Annotated in this window: 16 protein-coding genes; 7 read left to right on the top strand and 9 right to left on the bottom strand. The window is 45.4% G+C overall.

Annotated elements, in window-relative coordinates:
- Window positions 1-124 precede the first annotated feature (124 nt).
- Window positions 125-1,888, bottom strand: a complete 1,764-nt coding sequence (locus tag BLV54_RS12530; protein WP_090571991.1) for an ABC transporter transmembrane domain-containing protein — start codon at window positions 1,886-1,888, stop codon at window positions 125-127.
- Between the two features lie 158 nt (window positions 1,889-2,046).
- Between BLV54_RS12530 and crcB the strand changes: the two genes are divergently transcribed.
- The gene (gene crcB, locus BLV54_RS12525) at window positions 2,047-2,430 is read left to right on the top strand and encodes a fluoride efflux transporter CrcB (protein WP_090571990.1); all 384 of its coding nucleotides are present in this window, start codon (window positions 2,047-2,049) and stop codon (window positions 2,428-2,430) included.
- An 18-nt stretch (window positions 2,431-2,448) separates the two neighbouring features.
- On the top strand, window positions 2,449-2,766 hold the full coding sequence (locus BLV54_RS12520) for a DUF190 domain-containing protein (protein ID WP_090571989.1): 318 nt from the start codon (window positions 2,449-2,451) through the stop codon (window positions 2,764-2,766).
- 45 nt (window positions 2,767-2,811) lie between these two features.
- Here the strand turns inward: BLV54_RS12520 and BLV54_RS12515 are convergent, their stop codons facing one another.
- A complete protein-coding gene (locus tag BLV54_RS12515) occupies window positions 2,812-3,195 on the bottom strand; it encodes a VOC family protein (RefSeq protein WP_090571988.1) in 384 nt (127 codons plus the stop codon).
- 212 nt (window positions 3,196-3,407) lie between these two features.
- On the opposite strand from BLV54_RS12515, the gene BLV54_RS12510 reads away from it, so the two are divergent.
- The 3 genes from BLV54_RS12510 to BLV54_RS12500 all read left to right on the top strand — a co-directional run bounded on the left by BLV54_RS12510 (window position 3,408) and on the right by BLV54_RS12500 (window position 6,764).
- On the top strand, window positions 3,408-5,198 hold the full coding sequence (locus BLV54_RS12510) for a DEAD/DEAH box helicase (RefSeq protein ID WP_256329457.1): 1,791 nt from the start codon (window positions 3,408-3,410) through the stop codon (window positions 5,196-5,198).
- A gap of 297 nt (window positions 5,199-5,495) precedes the next feature.
- Entirely contained in the window at window positions 5,496-5,867 is a 372-nt protein-coding gene (locus BLV54_RS12505) for a thiol-disulfide oxidoreductase DCC family protein (protein ID WP_090571986.1), read from the top strand.
- Complete coding sequence (locus BLV54_RS12500) at window positions 5,868-6,764, top strand: alpha/beta fold hydrolase (RefSeq protein ID WP_090571985.1); 897 nt, start codon at window positions 5,868-5,870, stop codon at window positions 6,762-6,764.
- A 169-nt stretch (window positions 6,765-6,933) separates the two neighbouring features.
- Here the strand turns inward: BLV54_RS12500 and BLV54_RS12495 are convergent, their stop codons facing one another.
- The 4 genes from BLV54_RS12495 to BLV54_RS12480 form a co-directional block, all read right to left on the bottom strand.
- Complete coding sequence (locus BLV54_RS12495; RefSeq protein WP_218132394.1) at window positions 6,934-8,037, bottom strand: alpha/beta fold hydrolase; 1,104 nt, start codon at window positions 8,035-8,037, stop codon at window positions 6,934-6,936.
- Window positions 8,034-8,213, bottom strand: a complete 180-nt coding sequence (locus BLV54_RS17360; protein WP_371113302.1) for a membrane dipeptidase — start codon at window positions 8,211-8,213, stop codon at window positions 8,034-8,036. Before BLV54_RS17360 ends, BLV54_RS12495 begins: the two co-directional genes overlap by 4 nt.
- Window positions 8,214-8,317: 104 nt before the next feature.
- Window positions 8,318-8,779 carry a ferritin-like domain-containing protein gene (locus BLV54_RS12485; protein WP_090571983.1) on the bottom strand — a complete coding sequence of 154 codons (462 nt, stop codon included), beginning with the start codon at window positions 8,777-8,779 and terminating at the stop codon, window positions 8,318-8,320.
- A 197-nt stretch (window positions 8,780-8,976) separates the two neighbouring features.
- Window positions 8,977-9,579: a peroxiredoxin gene (locus tag BLV54_RS12480; RefSeq protein WP_176969768.1), complete on the bottom strand. Its 603-nt coding sequence runs from the start codon at window positions 9,577-9,579 to the stop codon at window positions 8,977-8,979.
- 196 nt (window positions 9,580-9,775) lie between these two features.
- Here BLV54_RS12480 and BLV54_RS12475 point away from each other — a divergent pair, with 196 nt between their 5' ends.
- Both BLV54_RS12475 and BLV54_RS12465 read left to right on the top strand, forming a co-directional pair.
- Entirely contained in the window at window positions 9,776-10,420 is a 645-nt protein-coding gene (locus tag BLV54_RS12475; RefSeq protein WP_090571982.1) for an FAD-dependent oxidoreductase, read from the top strand.
- Window positions 10,421-10,742: 322 nt separating this feature from the next.
- Window positions 10,743-11,279 carry a flavin monoamine oxidase family protein gene (locus BLV54_RS12465; protein WP_143032512.1) on the top strand — a complete coding sequence of 179 codons (537 nt, stop codon included), beginning with the start codon at window positions 10,743-10,745 and terminating at the stop codon, window positions 11,277-11,279.
- A gap of 219 nt (window positions 11,280-11,498) precedes the next feature.
- Here BLV54_RS12465 and BLV54_RS12460 read toward each other — a convergent pair whose 3' ends face one another.
- The 3 genes from BLV54_RS12460 to BLV54_RS12450 form a co-directional block, all read right to left on the bottom strand.
- Window positions 11,499-12,464, bottom strand: a complete 966-nt coding sequence (locus tag BLV54_RS12460) for a fatty acid desaturase (RefSeq protein ID WP_090571979.1) — start codon at window positions 12,462-12,464, stop codon at window positions 11,499-11,501.
- Between the two features lie 223 nt (window positions 12,465-12,687).
- A complete protein-coding gene (locus tag BLV54_RS12455; RefSeq protein WP_090571978.1) occupies window positions 12,688-14,010 on the bottom strand; it encodes a pyridoxal-dependent decarboxylase in 1,323 nt (440 codons plus the stop codon).
- 112 nt (window positions 14,011-14,122) lie between these two features.
- Window positions 14,123-14,480: integrase core domain-containing protein (locus BLV54_RS12450; protein ID WP_143032511.1), on the bottom strand; the 358-nt coding region annotated here is incomplete at its 5' end.

Genomic DNA, 14,480 nt, shown 5'->3' with positions numbered 1-14,480 from the left:
TCTGACTCCTCTAATGATGAAACTCTTTTCCAAATTCGCTTCATCATAAGGAATTCAGATTCCTTTTACTTCTTTTCTTATGTCGAACTCACGTTCAATTAGCTTTCAATGCGATACCACGCATTCATTGCATATCAAACTGCAGCGCTGCCAATCGCGCATAAAGTTTGCTGGTTGACATCAATTCCGCATGCGTGCCTAGCGCTTCTAAACGTCCATGATTAAGAACTGCGATCCTGTCTGCTGATTTCACAGTGCTCAAGCGATGTGCAATTGCTATCGTGGTACGATGTGCCATCAACTGTGATAGCGCTTGCTGTACCCAATATTCACTTTCTGCATCCAACGCACTGGTCGCTTCATCCAACAACAAAATCGGCGCATTGGCCAAAATGGCACGGGCAATCGCAATTCGCTGTTTCTGTCCGCCTGACAATCCTAAACCTGCGTCACCCAAATGTGTTTGATAGCCTTGCGGCAGGTCAACGATAAACTCATGCGCGTAGGCTGCCTTGGCTGCAGCCTCCACTTCTGCGTCCGTTGCATCCTGGCAAGCATAACGAAGATTATCGCTGATAGTGCCATAAAATAAGATCGGATTTTGTGACACTAATGCAAAGCATGCCCGCAAGGCTGTAATTTCCAACTGCCGGATATCGACTCCTTCCAACCTTATGCAACCGCATTGGGGATCATAAAAACGTAACAGCAAATCAAACAAAGTCGATTTTCCTGCACCCGATGGCCCGACCAGCGCCAGCATCTCACCTGCTTTAATAGTCAGTGACAATTCATTGATGGCAAACATATCAGGACGGGAGGAGTAAGCAAAACACAATTGCTCTATTTCGATATGACCCTTCACGGTCGGCAAGGATTGCGGGTTAACCGGTGACACGATCTGATTAGGAGCAGATAACAATTCTACGGTGCGTTCAGCAGCACCCGCAGCACGTTGCAGTTCTCCCAAAACTTCCGAAATCGAACCCACCGCAGAACCTACGATAACGCTGTAAAAAACAAATGCTGCCAATTCACCTCCGCTAATCTGCCCTGCAATCACATCCATTCCCCCAACCCAAAGGACCAGACCCACTGCGCCAAACACCAGAATGATCACCACGGTGATCAACAAAGCGCGCTGAATGGTTCGTTGCTTAGCTATTTCAAAAGCATCCTCCACATGCCGATGAAAGTTGTTCTTATCGATCTCCTGATGATTGTAGGCTTGCACCGTTTTTATCTGTCCCAAAATCTCGCCGATATAAGCACCTACCGCCGCAATCCTGTCCTGGCTTTGACGGGACAGATGCCGGACCCTGCGCCCAAACACCAAAATAGGCGCCACCACCAACGGCACGCTGATCAACACCAGTGCTGTCAGCTTGGCATTGGTTATAAACAACCAGACCACTCCTCCTAGCAACATGACAAGATTGCGCAAAGCAACAGAAACAGATGAACCAATGACGGATTGGAGCAAGGTCATATCTGCAGTCAGGCGCGATTGAATTTCAAGACTACGATTATTCTCGAAAAAACCGGGATGCAAATTGATTAAATGATCGAACACCTTACAGCGAATATCTGCCACCACGCGCTCACCCAACCAGGTTACCCAATAAAAGCGGGTAAAGGTACCCACAGCCAACGCAACAATGAGCAAAATAAAAATAATCATATATTGCGTCAGCAGTTCTACCGATTGGGTAGCCAAGCCACGATCGATCAGCAAGCGGATGCCTTGCCCGATCGAAAGCGTGATCGTTGCAGTAAATAATAGTGCCACCAGGCTGAAAGCGACTTGCCTTTTGTAGGGCGCAATAAACGTAACCACCATTCTGGCTTTCTGCCAGCGATCGCGGATGACACGCAACAAATTAATCATTTGAGGATAATCGATAACAAAAATGTGAGCTTATTGGCTTGCGGATAACACAGATAAAATCACGCTGGCTAAAGCACTGAATCAATCAATTTAATTTTGTATAACATATCAGCTACAAACTTTAGTAAATTAACCACTATCCGGAATCATACAAGTTTATGCTTCATTCTATACTCGCCATTTGCATCGGCGCATCGTTAGGCTCTCTCCTACGATGGCTCCTTGGGACCACACTCAATACGCTATTTCCGGCTATTCCACCAGGAACGCTCATCGCTAATCTCGTTGGCAGCTATTTAATCGGTGTAGCAATTGCCCTATTTGCCAATCATCCTGAGCTTGCACCCCAGTGGCGTTTATTTATCATTACCGGCTTCCTCGGTGGACTCACTACTTTCTCCACCTTCTCGGCAGAAATTATCACACTCATTCAACAGGAACGACTACTCTTGGCAGCCGGTGCAATCAGCCTGCATGTGATAGGATCATTGCTGATGACGATGCTCGGGTTGGCAACAATATCGCTCTTCAGGAGCGCCTAAATTCAAGGAAGAAAGGCTATGCACGGTTATCAATTGACCTTCTTTACCCACCAGGCCCGCCAGCATGATGGCTTACCCATGGGTGAATGGTTATTGCAGGAAGCGCGCAGACTCGGTATCAGAGGTGCCACATTAATTGCTGCAGCTCAAGGTTACGGTCATGATCGCAAACTGCATGCAGCACATTTCTTTGAGCTGAGTGATCAGCCTATCGAAGTAACGATGGCGCTAAGTGAGGCTGACGCCGCACGCATATTTGCCCGACTACACGAAGAAGGAATCAATATCTTTTTCGTCAAAACACCTATCGAATATGGCATGAGCGAAGAACACTGAGCAGCTCATTCTCGCTCTGAAGCGACGACTTTACCCAGATTTAGGTTATTGTGGAGGCATTTCATAATCTGCAGTAAGCAGCTCCAGCAGATGTCCATTCTGATCACGGAAATAAACTCCGCGCCCTCCATAATTATGATTGATCGTCATATTCTCTGCCTCAGTAGGGCCACTTCCATATTTGAGCTTCTCCGCTTGCAAGCGCGCAAAGATTTCGTCAAATTCCTGCTCGGAAACCTTGAACGCATAATGGTGGGATTCAAATTTTTCCCTGCTATCAAAATCGAGAGTCAGCGTATCGTTTACACGGGCCACGATGAAATGGGAAAATTTACCCAAATACTCAAAGCCAAATAGTCGGCAATAAAGCTCTGCGGATGCTTGCTTATCAAAGCACGGCACAATCGTATGATTTAGAGTAATAGTCATAATGAACTCCTTGTGCAAGAGATTTAATCTGGAAATCTTTAAGATTAGAATTTCTCTTTTAGAATATCACCAATTTTGAACGAACAGCGAAAGAAGCAGTTATCGTCTAGACAGCAATATTCAAATTACTGATAGTTAAAACAATATTTTTTCTTGGGAAATTGGAATTGTCTAAACGCTAACAAGGTATCTGTAATTTTCTTAAATAAAAAATGACTACTTTAATTCCTAGCTACTCGACCTGCATTTCCCGCATGACTGCCGGTGAAAGACGTTTTGCCCAACGCCTGGAAGCAAAACTGGAGGATGATTACTTATGCTGGTATGACGTACCCATCGGTCAATCGATGAGACATCCAGATTTTATCGTGCTGCATCCTAAACGTGGCTTGCTGATTCTTGAAGTCAAAGATTGGAAGCTGACCAGCATCCAATCCATTACCAAAACGGACGTAACTTTGCTGATGGCTGAAGGATTGGTGCATAAGCGCAATCCCCTTGAGCAAGCCCGTCAATATGCTCATGCAGTGGCCAATATGCTTCAAAAGGATGCTCAATTAGTTTTCAGCAGTGGTCGGATGCAAGGTCAACTGCTTTTCCCCTGGTCATATGGAGTAGTGCTAGCCAATATCAGCCGCAAGCAGTTTGACAGCACTGATTTGGCTGAAGTATTGGAACCTCGTCGCATCATTTGTCAGGATGAAATGGTCGAATCGGTGGAGATGGAAGTGTTCCAGAAACATCTGTGGGACATGTTTACTCTAGGAGGTTATGGTAATCTTAGCCTGCCGCAGATCGATCGAATACGCTGGCATATGTTTCCTGAAATCCGGATACCAGCAAAACAAGGCGATCTATTTGATAAAACTGAAACGACAGCTGCCGAACTACCGAGTATTTTACAAATCATGGATCTGCAGCAGGAACAGTTAGCACGCAGTCTCGGGGCAGGCCATCGGATCATCCATGGTGTGGCGGGTTCTGGCAAAACACTCATACTTGGCTATCGCGCAAAATATCTTAGCCAGATTTGCTCTAAGCCGATTTTGATTCTTTGTTACAACAAGGTACTCGCTAAACGACTCGAATACTGGATTCAGCAAAAAGAAATCGCTGGCAAAGTTAATGTACTCACCTTTCATGCCTGGTGTCATCGACAACTCACAGCTTATAACATTGGTTTACCTGCAGGTGATATCAAACGCGATGGCTATTGGGATGACATGGTGAATCAAATTATCCGCGCAGTGGATAATAAACTTATTCCTTCCGGGCAATACGAAGCAGTGTTGATCGACGAAGGCCATGATTTTCGTCCGGAATGGCTCAAACTAATAGTCCAGATGGTTGATCCACGCACGAATTCGCTGCTAATTCTCTATGATGATGCTCAGTCTATTTACCACGCTGCAGAAAAGCGCAACTTCAGCTTTAAGAGTATTGGCATCCAGGCACAAGGACGAACCACTATTCTCAAAATCAATTACCGCAATACCCAGGAAATTCTTCAATTTGCTGGTCAATTTGCCGGACAATTGCTCACCCCTACCGAAGCTGACGAAGACAGTGCACCGCGTTTAATGCCGATTTCTGCCGGACGCAAAGGACCTGAGCCTTTGTTGATCAAATTACCGAGTCTTCAGGAGCAGGTTAGATACATCACTGAGCAATTAAAAGCTGCCCATAAAGATGGCATGCCCTGGAAGGATATGGCGATTCTTTATCGTCACTGGGATCCAGTAGGCAAGATTATCAGAGATGCTCTTACTACCAGAGGCATTCCCTTTAGCTGGAAAAAAGATATTGAATTTAGTGGGAAGCAGGATACTATCAAACTATTAACTTTCCATAGCAGTAAGGGACTGGAATTCCCACTGGTCGCTATTCCAGCTGCAAACATGCAAGCTGATGCAAGAAAGAACAGTGAAGAAGAAGTTTGTTTGTTTTATGTTGCCATGACCCGTGCAACACGAGAATTGATTGTGTTAGAAAGCATTAACTAAGGAAGTCCCATGAAAAAAACTCTCGATGGCTGCATCCCGTCCGTTTCTGCTTTCCCTAAAGCAGCCGACAAAGCCAGATTTGATTTAGAATTGAATCTGGTTATGCACCTTTAACTGCATTTCTTTGCTTGCAAAATTTTTTCATGGTTATCTAATAGACCGTTCCAGTAAAATTATCATATCGTTCGACCTGAATCAGTCGAAGAGCAACATTCACGCATTCTGGCAGTTCGGCAGGTCTACGCGAGCGGCAATGATTTTAGCGGTGATGACGACTTTTAAGCGAGGGAATTAGCAATGAGCGAAGACAAGAAAAAAATCACCGTCTATTACGATGGCGCCTGCCCAAGTTGCGTCAAGGATCGGCAAAACTATGAAAAGCTGGCAGGAAAAGAGGGGGAAGATGTCTGCTGGTTTGATATCACCGGGCAGGACGATCATTTACGCGAGATTGGCATCGATCCGCACAAAGCCTTGAGCGAGCTGCATGTGCGCGATGAAAACCAACGGATCGTTTCTGAACTGGATGCCTATATTTTGCTGATGTCCCGGGTACCCTTACTCAAACCGCTCGCCTGGCTGATTGGCCTGCCAGTAATTCGACCCATGCTGTCCTCACTTTACCACCGCATGGTCAAGCGCCGCTTGGAAAGAACTGGACGCCTCTAGATGGATAAAATACTACATTTCCAGGGTAAAGATGGTACCAAACTCACCTACCGGCGATGGGCACCGGATCAAAACGAACAAAGCGCTCCCTCTGCTACATCTCTTAACATACCGCTTGTGCTGCTGCACGGTGCGGCCAGTAACTCTACCCGCTGGTGGTATTTCACTCAGCACAGCCGCTTGACTGCCGACCGGCTGCTGCTACGCCCAGATCTGTGCGGCCATGGTGAATCGATTTGGCGGGGCGCTGCACGTATCGAAGATTGGATCCAGGATATCGCTAGTCTGCTGCGGCATGAGCACCAAACTCGTGCAATTATTGCAGGCCATTGCCTCGGTGCCAACATCGCCCTCAACTTCGCCGCGCGCTACCCCGACATGTGCGCTGGCCTAGTACTGATCGAACCCATGGCGCGTGAAGCCGTAACCGGCATTCTGGCCCGATTGCGGCCGTTTGTACCTGTGCTACGGCTTATCGTGGCGCTAATCAAACTACTCAACCGGTTTGGTCTCTATCGACGCCGGCTTGATACATTGGACTTGCAGGTACTGGATCGCCGCGTGCATGAAGCAAGCCCAGCCGAGCTGCAAACAATGCTGGCAGACTATGGCAAGCCCAAGCATGACCTCAAGGTGATCCCAACGACACAGTACCTCAATAATCTGATCGAGATCATGCGACCCTTGCCCATTGCTGAGGTGCATTGCCCTGCCCTGGTAATCCAGTCAGGTGGACGCAGCATTACCGACCCGGAACGCACCCAAAGCCTGCTGCAGCGATTACCGCAAGTGGAATTTGCTACGATCGACTCCGAGCACTGGCTGCCTGCCACTCATCCTGACGAACTCTGCGAATTGATTGATAGTTGGGTTTTGAGGAACCCCGCCCTGCGCTAGCCATAACGTTATTGAATAACTTAACTAGTATCCGGATAATGATGCTGCGATAAACTGAGACATACTGAATTTCCTGGAATCCAAAATCTAAGAAACTCAGTTTTTAGATTTTACCTTTTTCGACCAAACCACTGATAATTTGTACTTAGGCAAACGTTTTCTGCTTTGTTTAGTTTTTCTTCTCGCTGGCCATCAATAATTCCGCCAGGTAGTTTTGCCAAATGGCGGCCAGGGTGTGGGTGCCATGCCCGCGGGTTTCTTGCGTAATCGGCAAGAGCACGAAACGCCCGTTTTTGACGCACCTTATTTCCCGTTCGACGATCCCGAGTTCGGGCGGATTAACAGCATCGTCCGCCGAATTAATGGCTAACAGCGGCGCTTTAATGGTTTCAAGTCCGGGCGCCGGATTATAATCGCGCGAGGCATCAACCTGATAAAGCAAATCGTTGGCATCGGTTGAGGCGAGCCGTGCCTTTATCGAATCATCAAATAATTTATCGGCCGAGTCTTTGCTCGGCGCCTGGCTTTGCATATAAAGCGGCGCACTGCCCATCATAATCAAGGTGTAAATGGCTGTCGTCAAGCCTCTGACAGGTTGCGTTTTATATTCGCCGTTCTGCCAATCGGGGTCGTTGCGAATCGGGTCGATAATCATTCTTCGAAAAAACCGGTTGCGCCCGGAAATCTCGACCGGCAGACTCGCTAGCGGCATCAGCGCGTCCATAAAATCCGGATACATCTCGCCCCACATCCATGAATGCATACCACCCATCGAAGTTCCCATGACCAGCCGCAAATGGTTGACGCCCAATTCTTCCGTCAAAAGGCGGTATTGCGCTGTCACCATATCGTGATACCCGTAGTGCGGGAATTTAGCGTGCAGCCCATCGCTCGGTTTGCTCGACGCGCCGTGACCGATATTGTCGGGAATAATAATAAAATACTTTTCAGCATCGAGCAGCCCACTCTCTTTAAAAAGCACACCTGCAAACTGCTCGCGAAGGAATTGCCGATGACTGCCGCCCGTGCCGTGAAGGACAAGGACAGCATTCATCACGCGCCCGTCTTTATCTTTCGTCGGAGTTCCAAGTATCACGTAGTGCACCTTCAATTCCGGCAAGATTTCGCCGCTTTGAAACTTAAAATCCCGCATCACAAAATCGCCCGCGACCGGCGCCGGATAAATCTCCGTCTGTGCGCGGCACAGACCTGGAGTAAGACAGAGCACCAAATACAGCCACAATTTTGAAACCGGGATTTTCATGTTCATCATAAACCTTTGGCCTGCATCTGTTTGGCCACCTTCTGCACTTCGTCCAAAACACGCAGGAGATTTCCGCTCCAGAGTTTGGCGATTTGTTTTTTGGTATAACCTCGCCGGACGAGTTCGAGCGTCACATTAAACGTTTCGCTGACATCATCCCAACCTTCGATGCCGACGTGATCGATGCCGATTTTTTAACAGTGGCACGACCTCAACGCGACTCGCCAGTACAATATCTCGGCAATCTCATTGAGATCATGCGTTTCACGCTAACAAATCGTGTTTACATTTATACTTCACAGGGTTGACGCAGCATTTTTCTGACTGCATCAGCATGCATCTCTTCAGCCATAATCTGGTTGCGCGCATAATCCTCTAGTACTACTGACTTGCCCTGAGCCAATTCCAGCAATTGATAATAAAGTTTGAGCGCCTCAGCTTCATTGGCAAGGGATTCCTGGAGGATATTGCTGACTGGAATTGAACAGGCAGCGTTGGTATCGTGCAGATGTGTCTCCAGCAATGGACCGATGACAAGCGAGGGATGTCCTCCCAAGAAGGTGACCAGTTCACCCGCCTTTCGCGCATGCAACAATCCTTCGTCAGCTTGTTTATTTAACCACTCCACGATGGGTATACGGTTATAACCGTATACCATCAAGGCGTAGTGAGTATAACGCACCACGCTGGCCAGTTCGAGTTCCATGATTTGATTCAATAAGGCGACAGCTTTATCTTTATCTAAGCTCATGTGTTCCTCCTTTCAGCTCTGAAGTTGTGAGAATGGCACTTCGCTAAAACAGAGTTTTAGCGAAATTTCGTTTTATCCAAACTCATGAGACTCATTATCTCGCTTATGCGTTCCGTTCGCATTACGCTTAAGCTGCTCGCTACGATCTCTTCACAACCTCTCTATTAAAAAGCCACCGTGAAGCAGTTGATTCGGATTTACAATTTATCCCCGTGGCTAGCGAGATATTCTGCTACTCCTTCAGGGCTTGGTTTCATGCCAGGTTGTCCGCTTTTCCAGCCAGCCGGGCAAACTTCACCATGTTCTTCATGGAAGCGCAAGGCGTCAACCATGCGCAGCATTTCATCGACATCACGTCCGAGTGGCAGATCATTGACTACCTGGTGACGCACAATACCTTGTCTATCGATCAGAAAAGAGCCGCGGAGCGCAACATGATTGGGATGGGCGACGCCATAGGCATTCATCACTTCGCCGCCTAAATCAGCTACCAGTGTAATATCGATTGGACCGAGCCCACCTTTGGTAACTGGAGTATTACGCCAGGCGTAATGCGTGAAGTGAGAATCGACTGAGACACCAATTACTTCCACATTACGTTGCTGGAAATCCTTCGCCCGGTGGGAATGAGCAATGATTTCCGAGGGGCAGACAAAGGTAAAGTCCAGCGGATAGAAAAACAAAACTGCGTATTTGTTACGGATATGGGTATGAAAATTAAAATTCTCATCAAAGCTGCCATTAGGTAAGACAGCTGGTTTAGTAAAATCAGGTGCTGGACGTGTGACAAGTACAGACATAATATTTCCCTTCAAGTTAAGTAAAGTTAGTTTAGTAACAATTAACCTCTACGAGGTCAGCGTTATGATTAAAGCTTTTTCTCTTTTGCTTAAGTCATATACTAGATACCCTGGACGCAAAAGTAAACAGGAGGAATTTTTGAATAGCATGATGCTGTAGAAACACCATCTGATCACCACACCAAAAAAGGAGAAAATGATGAGCGATTCTATGCAGCTGGATACTGTCATTGCCGGAGGAGGAATTACTGGTCTTTATTCTTGTTATCAACCACATAAGCAGAAAGGACCTGAACATAAAACAGCCCTCTTCGAACAATCTGACCGATTTGGTGGACGCATCGAAACCGTCGAAATGGATGGATTCCTGGCAGAATTTGGTCCCATGCGCTTCGAGAAAAAAGGACAGCCGCTTCTTATGGATCTTATCCAGGAATTAAAACTGGCAACGTGCTATTTTCCGCCCTATATGCCGGCCACTAATCTGGAAGCTTTTTTTGATCTGGAAAAAGACGAAGGCCGTATTTCCCACGGACACCCATTTAATGCACTTGAGCTTTTAAGTCTGGGCATATTGCGGGTTCTGCGACAAAGTAGCGGTGATCTAAACAACCCGCGAGACACACGGCACTGGAAATGGTGGGCCAGCCTGGATGAAGCCTTCTATCATCGAGTCAGGAATGAATTTACTTTTAATGGAATTCCGCTTTATCAAACCGGCTTCTGGAATGTCTTGAGCGAAGTGCTGAGCCACAACGCATTGAAAAAAATCATCGAATATGGCACATTCTACCATCTGATCCATCAGAATCCTTCCGCCGCAGAGTGGATCAATTTCTGACTGAGAGAATTACATCCTGAAGACGAACTGGTCAGCATCAAACAGGGAACCGAGGCACTGGTCACTGAGCTAGTAAAATTATTATCCTCACCTCAATATCCATCAATTCATCTCTACGGGAATCATTGTTTGACTGCCATTCATCACGATAAAAATAATTGTCTGAGACTGACTCTGGAAACAAGTAACCATCAAAGCATGACAGTACGCACCCGTGATCTCGTGCTGGCCATCCCGCAGAGCCCTTTAAAAAACCCCTGCCCTTTTTCCCCGAAACCATCAGACGTATCATTGACGCGGTCATACCTGTTCCACTGATGAAGTGTTTTTTGTTACGAAAACTCCTTGGTGGAACGCTAAAACCAAACCACAAACTCGTATCTCATCCATTCCAGCCCGAGAGCTCCATTACTATTATCGGGAAGAAGGTGATGAAAAACGGGGCATGGTGATGGTTTATGCAGATGCACCTTCCATGAATTATTGGAAATTTTTTGTTAAAAATAAATCTCATCAGAAAGCAGAAATCAATCAGGATGAACGACTCATCGAACAATATCTGAAATATTTGACTCCGCACCCTGCCAGCATCGACCCAAAAGAACGGAAAGCACAGGCACAGGCCATTACCTGTTTCGGCATCCGTGACTGGGGCAAAGAGCCCTTCGAAGCTGGGTGTTATGTCTGGAAACCAGAGATACTCGTAGACCAGTCGATCGCTGCGCTTGCAAGTTTTGGCCTTGCCGATTCAATTTCTCTCCGAAATATTCATATCTGTGGCGAGGCTTATTCTGATTTCCAGGAATTCATTAAAGGAAGACTTCGCTCAGCCCTCACTGTACTCAAGCAAATCAACTAAACGATTTTTCAACCCTTATCGTCATGGAATCACATAAATGCAACAATGGATTTTTCTCGACGGCCGATGTGCAGGGAAGATGATTGGTTACTTTCTCACTAAAAGTCGCTCCAGGGATCTACGCGCTTTACGCCATCGCCTGTCGCCTTGATTTGATAGCGATGTGCTTCTCACTTATATTTATGCATACTCAAAATAATCTCGCGCCAGCATAACCACTTATTCATTCCTTGATTCACTCCTTGCTTCAGAGCGTTGAAGGTATTTAAGGTATTTCCAAATTCCATAGAAGACATTTTTCTCATTAACAAGCTTTTCCCGTTGGAATATTGCATGAACCTTTGGCAGATTACAGTACGCAATCCCAGGATAAAAATGGTGATAGGGATGTAATGTAAAATTAAGATTGGGCAGCAGTAATTTTTCCCACCAACTTAATATGATCAGCGGCGAGGACTCTATAACACTTGCCTCAGACAAATTGTAAATATGCTCGCTGATTGCCCAAAGACGTACAAATATAGGAAAAATAGTCAATAAAGGTAGCAACCAATATATTAAAAAAACTTGCCACATTTCTGTATAAGTCAATACTGCCACCGCTCCTATATAGAAAGTAGGACGTACCCATTTTGGAAGAGAATAAAGTCGCTTAAAAATATGCGCATTATCTAGGCGTTTGCCTTTAAGTAATTTTATGAAACTCAAGCTGAATAAATCACTTGCTAAAAGCTTAATAAGCCGTCCCGCAGACATGGGAAATGCCCAATCAATACCTGATTTACGTAGAAAATCCGGATCATTCTCTGTGAAATAATATTTATGATGCGACAAATGAACTCTGGCATAGCCTTCTACCGTGATGCCTAATGGGTAGGCTGCGAATAAATTCACGATTAAATCTCCATATCGACCTCGGAACCCAAGGAAATGTACCTGTTCATGCACTAACAGGGCGAGAATGCTAAAACGTGTTGCAACAATAACCATAACCAGTAAATTCATCCAAATATTGTCGAGATAAACAGCTAGCGTTATTGCTGCCAAGATGATTCCCCAAGCACTCAATATTTGAAACAAAAATGCTATGGGTTGCGCGCCACTAAGATTTTGAATTTCTGCACGCGCCTGATCAGATAAGCTATTTTTATCACCCAGAAGCGCTAATGGAAGGCACTTCGACATATTGAAAGTCTCCTAGAATTTGGTCTGAGAATACCAATAAAATAAATCGTAAAAACTTTAAAAAACAACCTGAAAACTATTCTTTCCGGAAATTTTGCTAACTTATCTTCGTTTCCTCTCTGGATATTCCGATCGTGATTTTTTGCTACCGGTCGCTGCGGACAACATATCATTAATATACTTCAAAAAGATTTCACATTAATTCGGTAATCGAGAAAAGAAATCACCCCTCCTTTTTACCCAGATCAGTTAGAAATTGATCCAGAATTTCCTTGCTAGCATGGGGCATTACGACAACGTGTACATAAGGAACACGTTCCCTATCGATCTCCACTCCCATGACTGCCAGACTATAGCGATTGACCACGCTATCACTTGGTTTTCTGAAATAAATCGTATTGGATTGTCGATTGGCTCTCACAGGTTGTAAATAACTGTAGTGCGTCATCATCTCCTTTAATAGATAGGTAGTATTATTCAGCATGCTTTCGGCATCAGCAGCATGTTTGATAAAGGCTGATTCCGAACTGAAGAAATAAAACTCTGCAGGTTTCACTGCATCGCGCGAACAAGTAATCGTTCCAGGTATTTGCAGAATATATTCAGGGTCATGAATCTGACCAAACTGGGTAAGAAATATCTCAAAATTTTCCCTGGTCGTGATAAATAAGCCTGCTGGTGAAGGAAATCCAAAAAATTTATGACATGAAACCGCGATAGAATCATAGCGTTTTACTTTTTTCTCCGTTCCCTGATCAGGGATTTCATGTAACAGGTCAGCCGCAAATTGGGTATAAGGCAGATAACCGCCAAACAGTGCTGCATCCAGGTGAAGATAAGATGTTCGACCTTTAAGTTTTGCTTGAATACCATCTATGGAATCGATTGCACCTTTGAAGGTTGTGCCAATCGTTGCCACTACCAAAGCTGGGTGATTGGGATTTGCTTTCAGTTGCCTTTCCAGATCATCTATATCCATGCTGCCATCGCGATCAGTGCCTACTATTACCCATTCCAGATTCAACAAATCCGTGAGAATCTGAATTGAGTAATGTGCTTCTCTCGTGAAATATATTTTAGGTATCTCTCCTGTCTGGTTTTTAAGAATCGTGCGCCCCATATACAGTCCGTGCATATTGCTATCAGTACCACTGTTGGTGAGAAAGCCCCAGATATTACCTGATGAAAAACCATATACTGCACCGAACCGGTTTATCAGCTCTTTTTCAAACAGATGGCTATTAAAAGGAACGTGGCTATGAGCATAGGGACTACCCACGTTGTTAAAACCAAACTGATTAAGACCAACTGCAAATAACTCCTTGCGCCAAGAGAAAAATTCCTCCGGCGGCGTAGCCATATTGATTGGATACCCCAAAAGCATATTTTTTTGCTGTGGCAACCCTTGCATGCCTTTTAGCACTTCAGCAACAAGTTTCTGCGATTGGGACAGAGAGGTTTGGTCCAGCGTCACATTGGGGTAGCAGGTTGCCACCCGGGCAGTGGCACCACTCAAACCAGGAAATTTCCGTCGATTCATCAGCATAGTTTTCATCTCCTGATCAACCATTTAACTATAATAAATTAGAAAATAAAGTAAGAAGGAAATTCATTCTTTTCATTCTCTCTTTTTTTAATTACCTTATTTGTAAGAAATCTCAGGGTTGTTTACAGAGAGGTTGATTGAAATAATGTTGGAGTATTTCATAAGGAGTTGAGTTATTCAAACTTTTATGTGGTTTGACAGTGTTATAAAAGTTAATAAAGCGGCCGAGTTGAATTTGCCGGTCGATGGAGTCTTTAAAGTTGGTCTTGTCATGCCACATCTGCATCAAGGTGCGGATAACACGTTCAGCTTTGCCGTTGGTTTGGGGTCGATTGACTTGAGTGAATTTCTGGCCGATGCCGTGCGCTTTGCAGATTTTAACAAAAGCATGACTGTCAGTGCCTTTATATTCTTTGCCATTATCAGAATAAGCGTAATCGATCTGGTAAGGGCAGTGGGTGATGACGGTT

Origin of the sequence: Nitrosomonas sp. Nm33, from assembly GCF_900107265.1 — a bacterium.
Lineage (GTDB): Bacteria > Pseudomonadota > Gammaproteobacteria > Burkholderiales > Nitrosomonadaceae > Nitrosomonas.
This window is presented reverse-complemented; position numbering and strand designations above follow the sequence as displayed.